The following is a 15,987-nucleotide window of genomic DNA, read 5'->3' on the forward strand; positions in this document are numbered from 1 at the left end:
GTAACCGACCCTTTGGGACGGCGACTGTGCGATTGTGATGTGACACGCATCACGGCACGGGGTGGAAGGACGATCCATGACGCACGGTCCGGTCGGAGGCGACGAAGCCTCGTTCCTCGATGACGATTCCGGGTTCAGCTCCGGTCGCACGGCGGTGCGGATCGCGGCGGTCGCCGCGCTCGGCGGCCTGCTGTTCGGCTATGACAGCGCGGTGATCAATGGCGCAGTCGACTCCATCCAGGAGGACTTCGGGATCGACAACGCGAAACTCGGGTTCGCGGTCGCGTCTGCGCTGCTTGGAGCCGCGGTCGGCGCGATGACAGCGGGCCGCATCGCCGACAAGATCGGCCGCATCGCGGTGATGAAGATTGCGGCCGTGTTGTTCCTCATCAGTGCTTTCGGAACGGGCCTGGCACACGAGGTCTGGACGGTGGTGGTGTTCCGCATCGTCGGTGGCATCGGTGTGGGTGTGGCGTCGGTCATCGCGCCGGCCTATATCGCCGAGACGTCGCCGCCGGGCATCCGCGGCCGGCTGGGCTCACTGCAGCAATTGGCCATCGTGCTGGGTATCTTCGCGTCCTTTGCGATCAACTGGGTGCTGCAGTGGGCGGCGGGCGGGCCCAACGAGGTGCTGTGGCTGGGCCTGGACGCCTGGCGGTGGATGTTCCTGGCGATGGCCGTGCCGGCCGTGCTGTACGGCGTGCTGGCCTTCACCATCCCGGAGTCGCCGCGTTATCTCGTTGCCAGCCACAAGATTCCGGAAGCCCGCCGGGTGTTGAGCATGTTGCTCGGGCAGAAGAACCTGGAGATCACGATCACCCGTATCCGGGACACCCTGGAGCGCGAGGACAAGCCGTCGCTGCGGGACCTCAAGAAGCCGACCGGCGGCATCTACGGCATCGTCTGGGTGGGTCTGGGCCTGTCGATCTTCCAGCAGTTCGTCGGCATCAACGTGATCTTCTACTACTCCAACGTGCTGTGGCAGGCGGTCGGCTTCAGCGCCGATGACTCGGCAAAATTCACCGTGATCACCTCGGTCATCAACGTGCTGACGACGTTGATCGCGATCGCTCTGATCGACAAGATCGGACGCAAGCCGCTACTGCTGATCGGATCGACCGGCATGGCGGTCACGCTCCTCACGATGGCGGTCATCTTCGGTAACGCGACGCTCAACGCCGACGGCACGCCGAGCCTGCCCGGCGCATCCGGGACGATTGCGCTGATCGCGGCCAACCTCTTCGTCGTCGCGTTCGGTATGTCCTGGGGCCCGGTGGTCTGGGTGCTGCTCGGCGAGATGTTCCCCAACCGCATCCGCGCCGCCGCGCTCGGTATTGCCGCGGCCGGTCAGTGGGCAGCCAACTGGCTGATCACCGTCACCTTCCCGGGTCTGCGGGAGCACCTGGGCTTGGCCTACGGCTTTTACGCACTGTGCGCGGTGCTGTCGGGCCTGTTCGTCTGGCGGTGGGTGATGGAGACCAAAGGCGTGTCGCTGGAGGACATGCACGGCTCGATCCTCCGTGAGGACAAATCCGCCACCAACTGACCGCCGAGTGCGCCCGGGGGCGATCAGCGGCACATCGGCCCCACCGTTACCTTGAGTGCGGGGAGCACGTCGGTCGTTGGGGGTGAGCAGGTGGACGCCGGTCGGTTGCTGTCGCGCGACGTCGCGGCGATCGCCGCGCCGTGGGTGCTGGTGGTGGCGCTCGCGTTGACGATGGTGCTGGCACGCGATGCGGCCCACCTACCCGTCGTCAATGACGCCATCTCGCTGGCACTGGCGGGGTATGCCGCCGCGAGCGCCGTGACAGCCGCCCGCGCGGCCGACGGACCCGTGCGCCTGGCCTGGGCGATCCTGGCCGCGGCGCTGGCGGCATGGGCGATCGGTGACGCGATCTGGTTGGTCTACGACGTGGTGCTGCGTCAGCCGCCGTCACCCTCACCGGCGGATCTGTTCTATCTGGCGTTCAACGTGCTCGTCGCCCTCGGCCTGGCCCAGCTGCTCGCGGCGGGCACCCTGATCTCGCGGCTGCACCTGGCCCTCGACGCGCTGACGGTCTCGCTCTGCCTGTTTCTGCTGGTGTGGATCTTCAGCCTGAATCGGGTGTTCGACAACCTGCGTGACCACAACGTCGAACTGACGCTGGCGCTGGTCACCCCATTGGCCGATGTGGTGGTGCTGTCGATCGCGGTGCTGGCTCTGGCGCGCTCGCGACGCCGCAGGCCCGTGGCGCTGGCAGTGGTCACCGTCGCCATCACCTTGATCACCGTCGCCGACGTCACTTTGGCGTTCCTGATCGTCGACGGCAGTTACCGCACCGGACATTTCATCGACCTGCTGTGGGCCGCCGCCATGGCGTTGTTCGCCGTCGCGGCGGTGCTGAGCCGGCGCCCGCAGCCCGCACCCGATCGCCCGGCGCCGGTGCCGTCCCACTCGTCACTGTGGTTGCCCTATGTCCCGTTGTTGCTGGCGGGCGTTCTCGGTCCGCCGGTGGTGATGCGCGGATTCGAGAGCGTGCTGGTGCAGATGATCGTGGTTGTCATCTGCGCCAGGCAGATACTGTCGGCGTGGGACAACCGCCAGTTGCTGACCGCAGCAGCCGATCAAGCGTTACGAGATCCGTTGACCGGCTTGGCAAATCGCACATTGTTCAACGAACGCCTGGACCACGCGATGCTGTTACGGGTCCGCGATTCCCGGCCCATCACCGTGATTTCGATCGATCTCGACGACTTCAAACTGGTCAACGACAGCCTGGGCCACCCCGTGGCGGATCGACTGTTGATCGGGGCAGGACAACGCTTCCTGGAGTGTGTCCGGACCGGCGACACCGTCGCGCGCCTGGGCGGCGACGAATTCATGATGTTGCTCGAAGGCGGCGCGGATGACCACCAGCTGGTCGCGCAACGGGTGGTCGAAGCCTTCGAGCGGCCGTTCGAGGTCGACGATCACGAAGTCTTCCTGCGACCGAGTCTCGGGGTGGCGACGGCGTCCGAGGATGAACCGGACCTCACCGCGAGCATGCTGATGACGCAGGCCGACCTGGCGATGTACGCGGCCAAACGGTCGGCGGCCGACATCCAGACGTTCGCCGCCGACCTGACCACGGCGCCCACCGACATCGTCGACCTCAAGCAGCGGCCCCGTCGCCCCGCGGGCGGGGGAGCCGCACGCATCCGCCTGCTGGGTGAGCTTCGCGACGCGGTGGATCACCGCACCATCGAGGTGGCCTACCAACCCAAGGTGAATCTGAGCAGCGGAAGGGTCACCGGTGTCGAGGCACTGCTGCGGTGGCCCCACCCACGGTTGGGCATGCTGCGTCCCGACGCCTTTCTGTCCCTGGTCCGCCAACACGGTCTGATGCGTCCCGTGTCGGAGATCGTCGTCAGCAAGGTGCTCGATGACGCGGCCGACTGGCGTTCCCAGGGTCTCGACGTCGCCGTCGCGATCAACTTCTTCGCGCCGATGCTGCGTGACACGCGACTGCCCGACCAACTCTGCCTGGAACTCGACCGCCGCCACCTCGACCACGACGTGCTGACCGTGGAGATCACCGAGGATCTCGTCCTGACCGAGGTCGGCACCGTCAAAGCGGTGCTGCGGGAGCTGCGCGAACGGGGGGTGCGGGTGGCCATCGACGACTTCGGCACTGGCTACTCGGCGTTGTCCTACCTGCGTGACCTCGCCGTCGACGAAGTGAAGCTCGACCGGCAGTTCGTCGCCGACGTCACCTCCGACCCACGGGCCGCCGCGGTGGTCGGCGCCGTGATCAATCTGACCCATACCCTGGGCATCTCGGTGGTCGCCGAAGGTGTCGAGAACGCCGACACCGCCGACTGGCTCACCCGGCACAGCTGTGACATCGGCCAGGGTTTCTTCTTCAGCACCCCGGTCGAACCCGCCGCCGTGCCCGCGTTGCTCGACAGACTGGGCGCCTCAGATTGGGCGGGATGAGCACCGCGTCTCCGAGGTTGTCCTGCCCGCATGAAACAATCGGTGCCCGTGAAGACCTTCGAAGGCCTGTTCGCCGAGCTCAGTGAGAAAGCGCAGACCCGGCCCGCCGGCAGCGGCACGGTCGCTGCGCTGGACGCCGGCGTGCACGGCCTGGGCAAGAAGATCCTCGAGGAGGCCGGCGAGGTGTGGCTGGCCGCCGAGCACGAAAGCGATGAAGCGCTCTCCGAGGAGATCAGCCAGCTCCTCTACTGGACCCAGGTGCTGATGCTCTCGCGCGGTCTCAGCCTCGACGACGTGTACCGGAACCTGTGATGACGACACTTCGCGTCGCCGTGCCGAACAAGGGTGCGCTCAGCGAATCGGCCGCCGAGATCCTGTCCGAGGCCGGCTACCGGCGCCGGACCGATCCCAAGGATCTGACCGTCGTCGATCCCGCCAACAACGTCGAGTTCTTCTTCCTGCGGCCCAAGGACATCGCGATCTACGTGGGCTCCGGGGAACTCGACCTCGGCATCACCGGCCGCGACCTGGCCGCCGAGTCCGATGCCCCGGTCCGCGAACGGCTGGCGCTGGGCTTCGGCTCATCGACGTTCCGCTACGCCGCGCCCAAGGGCCAGGACTGGACGATGGATGCGCTGGCGGGCAAGCGGATCGCCACCGCCTACCCGAATCTGGTCCGTAAGGATCTGGCGGACAAGGGGATCGAGGCCACCGTCATCCGCCTCGACGGTGCCGTGGAGATCTCCATCCAGCTCGGTCTCGCCGATGTCATCGCCGACATCGTCGGTTCCGGACGCACCCTGGGACTGCACAATCTGGTCGCCTTCGGTGAGTCGCTGTGCGATTCCGAGGCGATCCTGATCGAACGCGCGGATCCCGAGCCCGATCCCGCGCGCGACCAATTGGCTGCACGGGTGCAGGGTGTCGTCTTTGGCCAGCAGTACCTGATGCTCGACTACGACTGCCCGCGCACCGTGCTGGAGAAGGCCACCGCCGTCACACCCGGCCTCGAGTCGCCAACGATCGCTCCGCTGGCCGACCCTGACTGGGTGGCGGTGCGCGCGTTGGTGCCGCGCCGTGACGTCAACGCCATCATGGACGAGATCGCCGCCATCGGCGCCAAGGCGATCCTGGCCTCCGACATCCGGTTCTGCCGGTTCTGACACAGCACCGGATACCGGGCTGACCGGAGTCGTGCGTGTTAGCGTCCGGAGATCATCCGATCTTGTCCGGAGGTTGTCATGACGGTGGTCCTTGCTCTGCTGCTGGCACTGCTGATCGGCGTGGTCGCCGGGTTGCGCGCACTGACACCTCCGGCGGTGGTGGCCTGGGGCGGCGCGCTGGGCTGGATCGACCTCGACGGCACCTGGGCGCAGTTTCTGACCAACCCGATCACCGTCACGGTGCTGACCGTCCTGCTGGTCGTCGAGTTGGTCACCGACCAGCTGCCCAACACCCCGGCGCGCACCGTCACGGTGCAGTTCGCGGCGCGGTTGTTCACCGGTGCATTTGCCGGGGCCGTCCTGGTGACCGGCGCGTTGGCCGCAGTGAAGACCGGGACGATCATCTCCGGCATCGGTGCCGGCGTGATCGGTGCGGTGCTGGGCACGATGGGCGGCTACCGGGCCCGCAAGGCCCTGGTCGCACGCAACGGCGGCAAGGACCTCCCGGTGGCTCTGGTCGAGGATGTCACCGCGGTGCTCGGCGGTTTCCTCGTCGTCTTCCTCGCCAGCCTGATCTGATGACCGGCCCGGTAACCGATTTCGACGCCATCATCGTCGGCGCCGGCCAGGCCGGACCACCGCTGGCAGGCAGGCTGACCGCCGCCGGACAGCGGGTCGCGGTGATCGAGCGCAAACTCGTCGGCGGCACCTGCGTCAACTCGGGCTGTATCCCCACCAAGACCCTGGTCGCCAGTGCGCATGCCGCCCACATCGCCCGCCGTGCAACCGATTTCGGTATCGGCACCGGCGAGGTCACCGTCGACATGGCGAAGGTGAAGGCCCGCAAGGATCAGATCGTGCAGTCCGACCGGGACGGTGTCGAGGGCTGGCTCGAAGGGATGGACGGCGCCACCCTGTTACGCGGGCACGCCCGTTTCGTCGACCCGCACACCGTCGATCTCGACGGCCGGCTGTTGCGCGCCGAACGCATCTTCCTCAACGTCGGTGGCCGTGCCGTGGTGCCGGATCTGCCGGGCCTGGCCGATATCGACTATCTGACCAATGTGTCGGTGCTGGAACTCGATTCGGTGCCCGAGCACCTCGTCGTCGTCGGCGGCAGCTACATCGCCCTGGAGTTCGCGCAGATGTACCGGCGTTTCGGGGCGCGCGTCACGGTGATCGAACGGGGGCCCCGATTGACCTCCCGTGAGGACGAGGATGTCTCGGCGGCCATCCGGGGCATCCTCGAAGCCGAAGGCATCGAGATCCACGTCGGCGCCGACGACATCCGGTTCACCAAGTTGCAGCACGGATTCGAGGTCACCCCGCGATCCGGTGCCGCACCGATCGTCGGCAGCCACGCCCTGATCGCCGTCGGCCGGATACCCAACACCGACGATCTCGGCCTGGAGCACGCCGGTGTGCGCACCGACAGCCGCGGCTACATCGAGGTCGACGACACCCTGCGCACCAATGTCGAGCACATCTGGGCGATGGGGGACTGCAACGGCAAGGGCGCCTTCACCCACACCTCGTACAACGATTTCGAGATCGTGGCGGCCAATCTGCTCGACGACGACCCGCGCCGGGTCAGCGACCGGGTGCCCACGTACGCGCTCTACATCGACCCGCCGCTGGGCCGTGCCGGGATGACCGCCGACGAGGTGCGTCGCACCGGTCGTAAAGCGTTGGTGGGCAAGCGCCCGATGACCCGCGTCGGGCGGGCGGTGGAGAAGGGCGAGACCCAGGGCTTCATGAAGGTCGTGGTCGATGCCGAGACCGAGGAGATCCTGGGGGCGTCGATTCTCGGGGTCGGTGGCGACGAGGTGGTGCACGCGATCCTGGACGTGATGACCGCCAAGCTGCCCTACACCGCGATCTCACGCACCATGCACATCCATCCGACCGTCAGCGAGTTGGTGCCCACCCTGCTGCAGGATCTCAAGCCGCTGAACTAGCCGCCCGGCCGGCCATCAGCTGGGCGGTGACGGTGGCGACGCGCTGCCCGAGGTGCCGGCAGGTCCGGAGGTCGGCGGGGTGCACATCCTCGGGTCCGGCGTCGACGTCGGTCTGCGCACCCGCACCGAGCCAGAAACCGAGCCGGTTCAGGTCCTGCTCACTACCTGCCGAGGAGTTCCAGCCCGGGCCCAGACCCAGACTGACCCAATGCATGTGATGCTGGGCGGCGAACACCATCAGCGAGATCAGAGCGGTCAGCTTGTCCCCGCTCTTGGCGCCGGAATTGGTGAACCCCGCCGCGATCTTGTCCCGCCACGCGCCGGTGATGCAGCGCCGTCCGGTCTGCTCCGCGAATGCCTGGAACCCGGCCGACACATTGCCCATGTAGGTCACGGTCCCGAAGATGATGGCGTCGGCTCCGTCCAGCGTCGCCCAGTCCGCATCCGCCATCGTGTCGACGGCCACCGCGGCGACGTCGGCACCTTCGGCGCGCGCACCGTCGGCAACCGCGGATGCGAGCGTCGCGGTGTGCCCGAAGCCGGAGTGGTAGGCGATGACGATCGCCGGCCGGTTCCCGAAGGCATTGTCGGTCATGAGAACTCCTCACCTGTCGGCGCGAAGCCGGAGATGGCCTGCACGCGTTGAGCCCAGTTGGGTAGTGCTTCGCCGGCGAGCAACGCCGCGAGCCGATCGAGGTACGCGTGTGTCCCGGTGCGGAAACCATTCGCGTTCGGTGCGCTCAGCCCCCGGTGGCTGAGCCGCAACAGGGTGCCGGCGCCGTCGGAGCGGAGTTCGTAACGCACCACCCCGGGTTCGACGATGGGCTGCAGCCATTCGTGTTCGAACACATGCGGCGGATCCCAGACCAGAATGCGGCCGGTCATCCGCTTGCGCTCGGGCGGCAGCGGCGGGCCGGAGGCGACGGTCTCGATGGTGCCGCCCTCACGCGGGTCGATCACGGTGCGGCCCATCCACTTTCCGCGATGACCGGGATCGGTGATCGCGGTCCACACCTGCTCGACCGGGTAGGGCAGTCGTCGTTCGAAGTGCAGCACCGCGCGATCACCGTCGACGGCCACCCGTCCGTCATGAGCGGTCACGACGGTTCCCCGAACGTCGCGTGCAGATGGTCTTCGAGCGCATCGAGGCGGCCGGACCAGAAGTGCCGGTAGGACTCGATCCAGGTGTCCATCTCCACGAGACCGTCGGCGCGCAGGGCATAGATGCGCCGCTGCGCATCGGAGCGGACCTCGACCAGGCCGACCTCGCGCAGCACCCGCAGGTGACGGGACACCGTGGGCTGCGTCAGCGCGGGCAGGGTGTCGACCAATTCACCGGCGGTGCGCTCACCGTGTCGCAGGGCATCGAGCAAGGTGCGCCTGCTGGGTTCGGCGACGGCTTCGAAGACGTCCATGAACCAAGTATTGCAATGGATCTATATAGATGCAAGCGCATATTGCTGTTTGGGGCAGCGCCCGTGCGGTCAAGCGGCCTGCTCCGGAGCAGCCGTCTGGTGCATGCCGTCCAGGGTGCCCGCCTGTAGCTGCGCGGCGAGTTCGTCGCGCAGGGTGGCTGCGCCCGCGTAGTCCTTCGCATGTTCGGTGCGGAAATGTGCGTACTGCCGGTCGACCTGAACCGGCCAGCGGGCCAGCCCGGTGGCCCGCGCCAGCAGTACGACGGGCAGCGCCAGCAGTTGCAGCACCAGGTTGATCAGCCAGAGCGACACCATGAACACCGCGGCCAGAGCGATGAGTATCGCCTTGCCCCCGTAGATGATCACCCACAGCACCACGCCGACCGTCAGCTGCAGGAACCGCAGGGCGGCGCCGGGCGGTTCCTCGGTGGTCGCCGTGTCCTCGGTTGCGGTGCCCTTGTCCGAGGGACTGTGCCACATCTCGCGGAAGGACACCGGCCCGCGCCAGGGCAGCCAACGCCGGCGCACCGTCCAGGTCACCCCGTCACTGCCGATCACCGAGAGTCCGGCCACCGCCTACCTCCGCTGCACGAGGAGCGTCTGGGCAGACGTTCCGATGAATCCCTGCCGGTCGAAGATATCCGCCGTCGTCACCCCGATACCGTCCGGGCCGATGGAGCCACGGGCGCGGAGCGCGAAGTCGCTGCCGGCGGGCGCGCGGTGCAGATGGACGGCGGTGTCGGTGTTCATGAAGACGAACACGTCGGGATCGAGTGCGGCGCCGACACCGTTCGCCGAGTCGACCACCATCGCCAACCGCTGCAAATCGGTCAACGGCTCGGAAGCAACCAGCGGCACAAGGGGACTCATCCACACCACCGCAGCATCGCCGGGGCCGGTCCGCTGTTTGCGCCAGCTGACGGTGTCCAGGTAGCCGGGTGCGCCGACCCATCCGTGCGGATTTTCCATCGCCGCACCCTCCACCAGCGGGGGATAGCGGTCGGTGACGGCATCGGCGGTATCGCTGGTGGCCAGCAGCCAGGCACTCACCCGCGCCAGCACCCGGTCCTTGCCCTGGACCGTCCGCATCTCGGCGACCGCCATGGTAATCCGGGCGCCAGGCCGTTCCACCCAGGCGCGCACCTTCACCGGGGCGACCGGAATGGCTCCCAGGATGTCGAGCACCAGACGGCCCACCCGGAGTTCGGGACGGTCGAGGTAGAGCTCTTCGATCGCTCGGGTCAGTAGTGCCAGTGGCGGTGACCCGTGCTGGATCTCGGTATCCCAGTTGCTCGCGGTGCCCAGGGTGGATTCGAACACCTGGTAGCCATCGGACTCGGACAGCCGCCGGTAGTGGCAGTCGCTCACTCGACCGCCGTTCCTTCCTGGCTCCTGCCCTCCGCAACAATTTCCCGGGTCGCTTCGCTCCTGCCCTCCGGTGCGGGTTCCTGCGGCCAGCCCGGGTACACCGGGGGCGTGCCGCCGAACTCCGGGCAGAGCTGCTGGTGCGCGCACCAGCTACACAGCTTCGAGCGCTTGGACCGGAAATCGCCCGTACTGCCGGCGGACTGGATCGCCCGCCAGATGGCGGTCAGGGTCCGTTCGAAGCGCACCAGCTCCTCCAGGTCGGGGGAGTAGTCGAGCACCTGTCCGTCGGCCAGGTAGAGCAATCGGAGCTTGGCGGGCAGCACCCCGCGCGACCGCCAGAGGGCGACGGCATAGAACTTCATCTGGAACAGCGCCTTGGCCTCGGCCAGTGCCCACAGCTCCGACGGGGACTTGCCGGTCTTGTAATCGACGACCCGCATCTCACCCGTGGGGGCGATGTCGATCCGGTCGACGAAACCGCGCAGCAGCGTGCCGTCCTCCAACTCCACCTCGACGCGCTGCTCGCAGCTGTGCGGATCGAAGCGGGTCGGGTCCTCCAGGCGGTAATACCCCGACAGCAGCTTGCGGGCATCGCGCAGCAGCTCGGCCCGAAGCTCCGCATCCACCTCGGCGCCGTCGGCGAGCACCCGGTCCAGCGCCGGGTCCACCAGCGTCAGCGCGGTGTCATGGATGCGCTCGACCGCGGGCAGCGCGTAGAGCTCCTCCAGCGCGGCATGCACCACCGATCCGCGCAGCTGGGCCGGCGAGACCGGCTCGGGCAACCGGTCGATCGCCCGGAACCGGTACAGCAGCGGGCACTGTTTGAAATCACTGGCCCGTGACGGTGACAGGGCCGGGCGCCAACCGGTGCGGGCGGGTGCTGGGGCGCTCATAGGTGAAGCCTAGGCCTGCGGGCCGACAACAATTCGTAGCCTCGGCGGCGCGTCTGGCAGGCTGACCCCCGTGCAAATCACTGGTCCGTTCGTCATCGGCGATCGCGTGCAACTCACCGATGCCAAGGGACGGCACTACACGATGGTGCTCAATCCGGGTGCCGAGTTCCACACCCACCGCGGCGCCATCCCGCACGACAACGTGATCGGCCAGCCCGAGGGCAGTGTGGTGAAGTCCACCAACGGCGACCCGTTCCTGGTGCTGCGGCCCCTGCTGATCGACTACGTCCTGTCGATGCCGCGCGGAGCGCAGGTCATCTATCCCAAGGACGCTGCCCAGATCGTGCACGAGGGCGATATCTTCCCCGGCGCACGCGTGCTGGAGGCCGGTGCCGGCTCCGGCGCACTGACCTGTTCACTGCTGCGGGCGGTCGGGCCGACCGGTCAGGTCATCTCGTACGAGGTGCGCGATGACCATGCGGTGCACGCGATCCGCAATGTCGAGACCTTCTTCGGCGAGCGCCCGGCCAACTGGGATCTGCGGATCAGCGACCTGAACGAGTATCCGGCCGGCGGCCGCCCGGCGGCCGGCGACGCGACGAGCGACGCGACCGGCGACCAAGAAGTGGACCGCGTGGTGCTGGACATGCTGGCTCCCTGGGACGTCCTGGACACGGTGGCGACGGCGCTGGTGGCCGGCGGCGTGCTGATCGTCTACGTCGCCACCGTCACGCAACTCTCCCGCACCGTGGAGGCGCTGCGGGAGCAGCAGTGCTGGACCGAGCCCAGGTCCTGGGAAACCATGCAGCGCGGCTGGAACGTCGTCGGCCTTGCGGTGCGGCCACAGCACAACATGCGCGGGCACACCGCTTTCCTGATCAGCGCTCGCAAGTTGGCGCCGGGCACGGTGACCCCGACGCCGCTGCGCCGCAAACGCCCCCAGGTCTGAGCGGGCTCACTCGTCGGTGCTGYGGTGCAGTCCGCGGCGCGTCGAGAGCAGCTCCAGCTCGGGCCGCGCCGCCACCAGCCGTTCGGCGGCGTCGAGCACGTCCACCACATGCGCGCGGTCGGCGGCCACCACGGACACCCCGACACCGGCCCGGCGGTGCAGGTCCTGATCTCCGGTCTCGGCCGCCGACACGGTGAACCGGCGGCGCAGTTCGGCGATCACCGGACGGATCACCGACCGCTTCTCCTTGAGCGAATGCACATCCCCGAGCAGCAGGTCACACTCCAGCCAACCGATCCACATGGCTTACCGCGGTGGTTCGGGCGCCGGGGTGTCGGTCGGGGCCGGTCCCAGTTCGAGCAACTGGTCGGCTGTTGCCCGGGTCAGCTGCCAGGCCCCTTCATCCAGGGTGAACTGCATGGGGAAGGTGAACGGGCGCGCCTCGGGGGCCGGGTTGGCCGAACTGACCGTCACAGTGGCGACGACGTCGCCGTACTCGGTGGGCGACCAGCTGAGGTCGGCGGCCTGGAACGTCAGCGGTGCCAGACCACCGTCCACGGTGGCCCGGGCGAAGCGGTCCAGGGCGGCGCCGTCTTCCGGAGTGGCGTACTGCACCAGCGCGACCTTCTGCTCACCGGGAACCGAAGGGTCCGCCAGTCTGGCCAGCACATCGGTGAGCGCCTCGGGGTCCGGCAGGGGTGCCTGCGGGGCCGATTGGGCGCCCGCGGCAGCCGGTGCGGAGGACGAGGTCACCGGCACCGGCGGAATCGGCTCCGCGCCGCAGCCCGACAGTCCGAGCGCCACCACGAACAGGGTGGCGCTCACGACCGCTACGGGACTGCGGCGCATCGGCGCGTGGGTCAGCCAGCCGCCGAGAGCAGCGCCAAGGCCGACTGCCGGGACACCTGCCAGCCGGTGGGGCTGGGTCCGGCGGTGAAGGTCACGGGCTGAGTCGCGGTGCCGCCGGTGGCGGAGGTGGCGGTCACGTTCGCGGTGGCGACCGGCCCATTGACATCGATGTCGGCGATGTTGAAGGTCAGCGGGAACTTACCTTCGCGGGCGGCGTTGTTGTAGGCGCGGTCGGCGGCGATCGACTCGATCCGGCCGATGCCACCCTGGATGTAGGTGGCCTTCCCGGAGAAAGAACCGGGCCCAGCGAGAACGCTCAGCGTCTGCGTCAGAGGTGCCTGCAACTCGGGGGCGGGCGCCTGCGGCATCGGGATGTCCCAGACCACCGGGGTGATCGCCGGGGCGCTGCTGGCYGTAACCGACGACACGCCCGTCGCCGCAGCGGTTACCAGGCCGGCTGCTGCCGCGCTGGTGACGAAGCCGATTGCGAGGGTTTTGAGGATCACAGTGGTCCTTTCAATGGGGCAAGCTAAGCAAGGAGGTTAACAGCGTTGCTGGTGTGTCGAATTCCTAGACCGCACACAAAGGCTGAATCGCCGGTAGCGTTGAAGTTGTTACTGCACCAACATTCGGTGCGGGAGGGAGCGCAGCATGAGTGAGTCCGAGCGTTCTGAGAATTTCGGAACACCCCACGAATCGAGCATGTCCGCAGAGGATGCCGCCGAACTGGAGAGGCTGCGCCGAGAAGCGGCCGCCCTGCGTGAGCAACTCGAGGGAGCGGTAGGCGCCGGCAGCGGACTGCGGACGGCCCGCGATGTCCAGCAGCTCGAGGCGCGCATCGACTCATTGGCGGCGCGCAACGCCAAGCTGATGGACACCCTCAAGGAGGCCCGCCAGCAACTTCTCGCGCTGCGCGAAGAGGTCGACCGGCTCGGGCAGCCGCCCAGCGGCTACGGGGTGCTGCTCGCGGTCTACGAGGACGAGACCGTCGACGTCTTCACCTCGGGTCGCAAGATGCGTCTGACGCTGTCGCCCAATATCGAGACCAGCACCCTCAAGCAGGGTCAGTCGGTCCGGCTGAACGAGGCGCTCACGGTCGTGGAGGCCGGCGCTTTCGAGGCGGTCGGCGAGATCAGCACGCTGCGCGAGATCCTGGACGACGGCCACCGCGCGCTCGTCGTCGGCCATGCCGACGAGGAACGCATCGTGTGGCTGGCCGAACCACTGGTCGGCGTGGAGTACCTGCCCGAAGGGGTGGAGATCCCGCTCGACATCGACGGAGAGCCCCCGCGCAAGCTGCGTCCCGGCGACTCGCTGTTGGTCGACACCAAGGCCGGCTACGCCTTCGAACGGATCCCCAAGGCCGAGGTCGAGGATCTCGTGCTCGAAGAGGTGCCCGATGTCAGCTACGGCGATATCGGTGGCCTCACCCGCCAGATCGAGCAGATCCGCGACGCGGTGGAGCTGCCGTTTCTGCACAAGGATCTCTACCGCGAGTACTCGCTGCGGCCGCCCAAGGGCGTGTTGCTCTACGGCCCGCCCGGATGCGGTAAGACACTGATCGCCAAGGCCGTCGCGAATTCGCTGGCCAAGAAGATGGCCGAGCTGCGCGGCGAGGACTCCCGGGAAGCCAAGAGCTACTTCCTCAACATCAAGGGTCCCGAGCTGCTCAACAAGTTCGTCGGCGAGACGGAGCGCCACATCCGGCTGATCTTCCAGCGGGCCCGGGAGAAGGCGTCCGAGGGCACCCCGGTGATCGTGTTCTTCGACGAGATGGACTCGATCTTCCGTACCCGCGGCACAGGTGTCAGCTCGGACGTGGAGACCACCGTCGTGCCGCAGTTGCTCTCGGAGATCGACGGTGTCGAGGGCCTGGAGAACGTCATCGTCATCGGCGCCTCCAACCGCGAGGACATGATCGACCCGGCCATCCTGCGGCCCGGCCGCCTGGACGTGAAGATCAAGATCGAGCGCCCGGATGCCGAAGCCGCACAGGACATCTTCTCCAAGTACCTGACGGAGAACCTGCCGGTGAACACCGACGATCTGGACGAGTTCGCCGGCGACCGTGGGCTGACCATCAAGACGATGATCGAGAAGGTCGTCGACCGGATGTACGCCGAGATCGACGACAACCGGTTCCTGGAAGTCACCTATGCCAACGGTGACAAGGAAGTCATGTACTTCAAGGACTTCAACTCCGGGGCGATGATCCAGAACGTGGTGGACCGCGCCAAGAAGTACGCCATCAAATCGGTGCTGGAGAGCGGGCAGAAGGGTCTGCGCATCCAGCATCTGCTGGATTCGATCGTCGATGAGTTCGCCGAGAACGAGGACCTGCCGAACACGACGAATCCCGATGACTGGGCCCGCATCTCGGGCAAGAAGGGCGAGCGGATCGTCTACATCCGTACGCTCGTCACCGGCAAGAGTTCGTCGGCCAGCCGGGCCATCGACACCGAATCGAACCTGGGGCAATACCTCTAGGGAACCGAGCCGCCGACCAGGTCGGCGATCGCGTGTAGCTCAGCGAGCACCAGCGCGATCGCCGGCCGGGACGCGGCGCCGGCGCGGGTCACCGCCTCGATCCGCCGGGCCAGTTTGATGTCCTCGATCGGCCTGCGGACCAGATCGCGTGCCAACACCACGTAGCGCGGCATCAGCGCGATTCCGATGCCCGCCTGCACCAGTTCCTCGAGGACCCGGAAGTCGTTGACCCGTTGGGTGATTCGGGGTGCGACCCCGGTGAGGGTGGCAATCGACTTGAACACGTCATCGACCATCAAGCCGCCCTCGACACCGATCCAATCCTGATCGGCGAGCTCTGAGAGCCGCAGCTGCGCCTTGCTCGCCAGCGGGTGCTGCGGCGGCAGCAGGACGTCCAGCGGTTCGCGCAGCAACACCGTGGAGGTGAACCTCGGACCCCAAGCGGTGGTGTCACGCTCATCGCGGTGCACGACCACCACATCGACATCGGCGAGTTGCTGGGGTGCCCGCGCGGCAGGCACGTCGATATCGCGGCCGATGACCTCGACTCCCCGGGCCCGGGTGCCGAGGATCAACGGCGCCAACAACATCGCCGCACCGGATGGGAAGAACGACACCGTCACCTGGCCGCGGGCGGTGGTCCGGTAGCTGTCCATATCGGCCTGCGCCCGGTCCAGCGCGGCGAGCACCTGTTCGGCGTGATCCACCAGCACCTGCCCGGYGTCGGTCAGTCGCACCCGCCGACCCGCCGGTTCCAGCAGCGTCACACCGGCCTCCCGCTGCAGGGTCTTGAGCTGCTGGGAGACCGCCGACGGTGTCATGGCCAGCATGTCGGCCACCGCGGCGACGGTGCCGTGGTCGGCGAGTTCGCGCAGCATGCGTAGCCTTGAGGCATCCATGTAGCAATACTACTTCTATGCGTTAGAAGAAGTAGCTGGACTGAATGGTCG

18 protein-coding genes are annotated in these 15,987 nt (G+C 67.5%); 8 read left to right on the forward strand and 10 right to left on the reverse strand.

Annotated elements, in window-relative coordinates; genetic code table 11:
* Positions 1-76: 76 nt before the first annotated feature.
* From AC1DTF_RS00555 to AC1DTF_RS00580, 6 genes are all read left to right on the forward strand, one after another.
* Positions 77-1,546, forward strand: a complete 1,470-nt coding sequence (locus tag AC1DTF_RS00555) for a sugar porter family MFS transporter (RefSeq protein WP_057165239.1) — start codon at positions 77-79, stop codon at positions 1,544-1,546.
* A gap of 90 nt (positions 1,547-1,636) precedes the next feature.
* The gene (locus AC1DTF_RS00560) at positions 1,637-3,955 is read left to right on the forward strand and encodes a putative bifunctional diguanylate cyclase/phosphodiesterase (protein WP_477472626.1); all 2,319 of its coding nucleotides are present in this window, start codon (positions 1,637-1,639) and stop codon (positions 3,953-3,955) included.
* A 30-nt stretch (positions 3,956-3,985) separates the two neighbouring features.
* Positions 3,986-4,267 (forward strand): phosphoribosyl-ATP diphosphatase, encoded by a 282-nt coding sequence (locus AC1DTF_RS00565; protein WP_057165241.1) that lies wholly within the window; start codon positions 3,986-3,988, stop codon positions 4,265-4,267.
* A complete protein-coding gene (hisG, locus tag AC1DTF_RS00570; protein ID WP_057165242.1) occupies positions 4,267-5,118 on the forward strand; it encodes an ATP phosphoribosyltransferase in 852 nt (283 codons plus the stop codon). The genes AC1DTF_RS00565 and hisG overlap by 1 nt, the downstream gene beginning before the upstream one ends.
* A 78-nt stretch (positions 5,119-5,196) precedes the next feature.
* Positions 5,197-5,697 (forward strand): DUF4126 family protein, encoded by a 501-nt coding sequence (locus AC1DTF_RS00575; RefSeq protein WP_057165243.1) that lies wholly within the window; start codon positions 5,197-5,199, stop codon positions 5,695-5,697.
* Positions 5,697-7,076, forward strand: a complete 1,380-nt coding sequence (locus tag AC1DTF_RS00580) for an FAD-containing oxidoreductase (RefSeq protein ID WP_477472627.1) — start codon at positions 5,697-5,699, stop codon at positions 7,074-7,076. Before AC1DTF_RS00575 ends, AC1DTF_RS00580 begins: the two co-directional genes overlap by 1 nt.
* Here the strand turns inward: AC1DTF_RS00580 and AC1DTF_RS00585 are convergent.
* From AC1DTF_RS00585 to AC1DTF_RS00610, 6 genes are all read right to left on the reverse strand, one after another.
* Positions 7,060-7,671 carry a flavodoxin family protein gene (locus AC1DTF_RS00585; RefSeq protein WP_477472628.1) on the reverse strand — a complete coding sequence of 204 codons (612 nt, stop codon included), beginning with the start codon at positions 7,669-7,671 and terminating at the stop codon, positions 7,060-7,062. The two genes, AC1DTF_RS00580 and AC1DTF_RS00585, sit on opposite strands and share 17 nt — an antisense overlap.
* Positions 7,668-8,177: an SRPBCC domain-containing protein gene (locus AC1DTF_RS00590; RefSeq protein WP_477472629.1), complete on the reverse strand. Its 510-nt coding sequence runs from the start codon at positions 8,175-8,177 to the stop codon at positions 7,668-7,670. Before AC1DTF_RS00590 ends, AC1DTF_RS00585 begins: the two co-directional genes overlap by 4 nt.
* Positions 8,174-8,491: an ArsR/SmtB family transcription factor gene (locus AC1DTF_RS00595; protein ID WP_057165247.1), complete on the reverse strand. Its 318-nt coding sequence runs from the start codon at positions 8,489-8,491 to the stop codon at positions 8,174-8,176. The genes AC1DTF_RS00590 and AC1DTF_RS00595 overlap by 4 nt, the downstream gene beginning before the upstream one ends.
* A gap of 69 nt (positions 8,492-8,560) precedes the next feature.
* The gene (locus AC1DTF_RS00600; protein WP_477472630.1) at positions 8,561-9,064 is read right to left on the reverse strand and encodes a hypothetical protein; all 504 of its coding nucleotides are present in this window, start codon (positions 9,062-9,064) and stop codon (positions 8,561-8,563) included.
* A gap of 3 nt (positions 9,065-9,067) precedes the next feature.
* Positions 9,068-9,859 (reverse strand): thioesterase family protein, encoded by a 792-nt coding sequence (locus tag AC1DTF_RS00605; protein ID WP_477472631.1) that lies wholly within the window; start codon positions 9,857-9,859, stop codon positions 9,068-9,070.
* Complete coding sequence (locus tag AC1DTF_RS00610; protein WP_057165250.1) at positions 9,856-10,752, reverse strand: RecB family exonuclease; 897 nt, start codon at positions 10,750-10,752, stop codon at positions 9,856-9,858. Before AC1DTF_RS00610 ends, AC1DTF_RS00605 begins: the two co-directional genes overlap by 4 nt.
* 70 nt (positions 10,753-10,822) lie before the next feature.
* On the opposite strand from AC1DTF_RS00610, the gene AC1DTF_RS00615 reads away from it, so the two are divergent.
* On the forward strand, positions 10,823-11,701 hold the full coding sequence (locus tag AC1DTF_RS00615) for a tRNA (adenine-N1)-methyltransferase (RefSeq protein WP_477472632.1): 879 nt from the start codon (positions 10,823-10,825) through the stop codon (positions 11,699-11,701).
* Positions 11,702-11,707: 6 nt separating this feature from the next.
* On the opposite strand, the gene AC1DTF_RS00620 is transcribed toward AC1DTF_RS00615, so the two are convergent.
* Genes AC1DTF_RS00620 through AC1DTF_RS00630 form a run of 3 tightly spaced genes read right to left on the reverse strand, consistent with a single transcriptional unit; the run spans position 11,708 to position 13,056 of the window.
* Positions 11,708-12,004: a DUF503 domain-containing protein gene (locus AC1DTF_RS00620; RefSeq protein WP_477472633.1), complete on the reverse strand. Its 297-nt coding sequence runs from the start codon at positions 12,002-12,004 to the stop codon at positions 11,708-11,710.
* Positions 12,005-12,007: 3 nt separating this feature from the next.
* The gene (gene lppK, locus AC1DTF_RS00625) at positions 12,008-12,550 is read right to left on the reverse strand and encodes a lipoprotein LppK (protein ID WP_477472634.1); all 543 of its coding nucleotides are present in this window, start codon (positions 12,548-12,550) and stop codon (positions 12,008-12,010) included.
* 11 nt (positions 12,551-12,561) lie between these two features.
* Positions 12,562-13,056 (reverse strand): MTB12 family secreted protein, encoded by a 495-nt coding sequence (locus tag AC1DTF_RS00630; RefSeq protein ID WP_057165254.1) that lies wholly within the window; start codon positions 13,054-13,056, stop codon positions 12,562-12,564.
* 145 nt (positions 13,057-13,201) lie between these two features.
* Between AC1DTF_RS00630 and arc the strand changes: the two genes are divergently transcribed.
* Positions 13,202-15,037: a proteasome ATPase gene (gene arc / locus AC1DTF_RS00635; protein ID WP_057165255.1), complete on the forward strand. Its 1,836-nt coding sequence runs from the start codon at positions 13,202-13,204 to the stop codon at positions 15,035-15,037.
* Here the strand turns inward: arc and AC1DTF_RS00640 are convergent.
* Positions 15,034-15,936 (reverse strand): LysR family transcriptional regulator, encoded by a 903-nt coding sequence (locus AC1DTF_RS00640; RefSeq protein WP_477472635.1) that lies wholly within the window; start codon positions 15,934-15,936, stop codon positions 15,034-15,036. The two genes, arc and AC1DTF_RS00640, sit on opposite strands and share 4 nt — an antisense overlap.
* Positions 15,937-15,987: the final 51 nt, after the last annotated feature.

The sequence above is a fragment of the Mycobacterium sp. P4_H6 genome, from assembly GCF_056400845.1.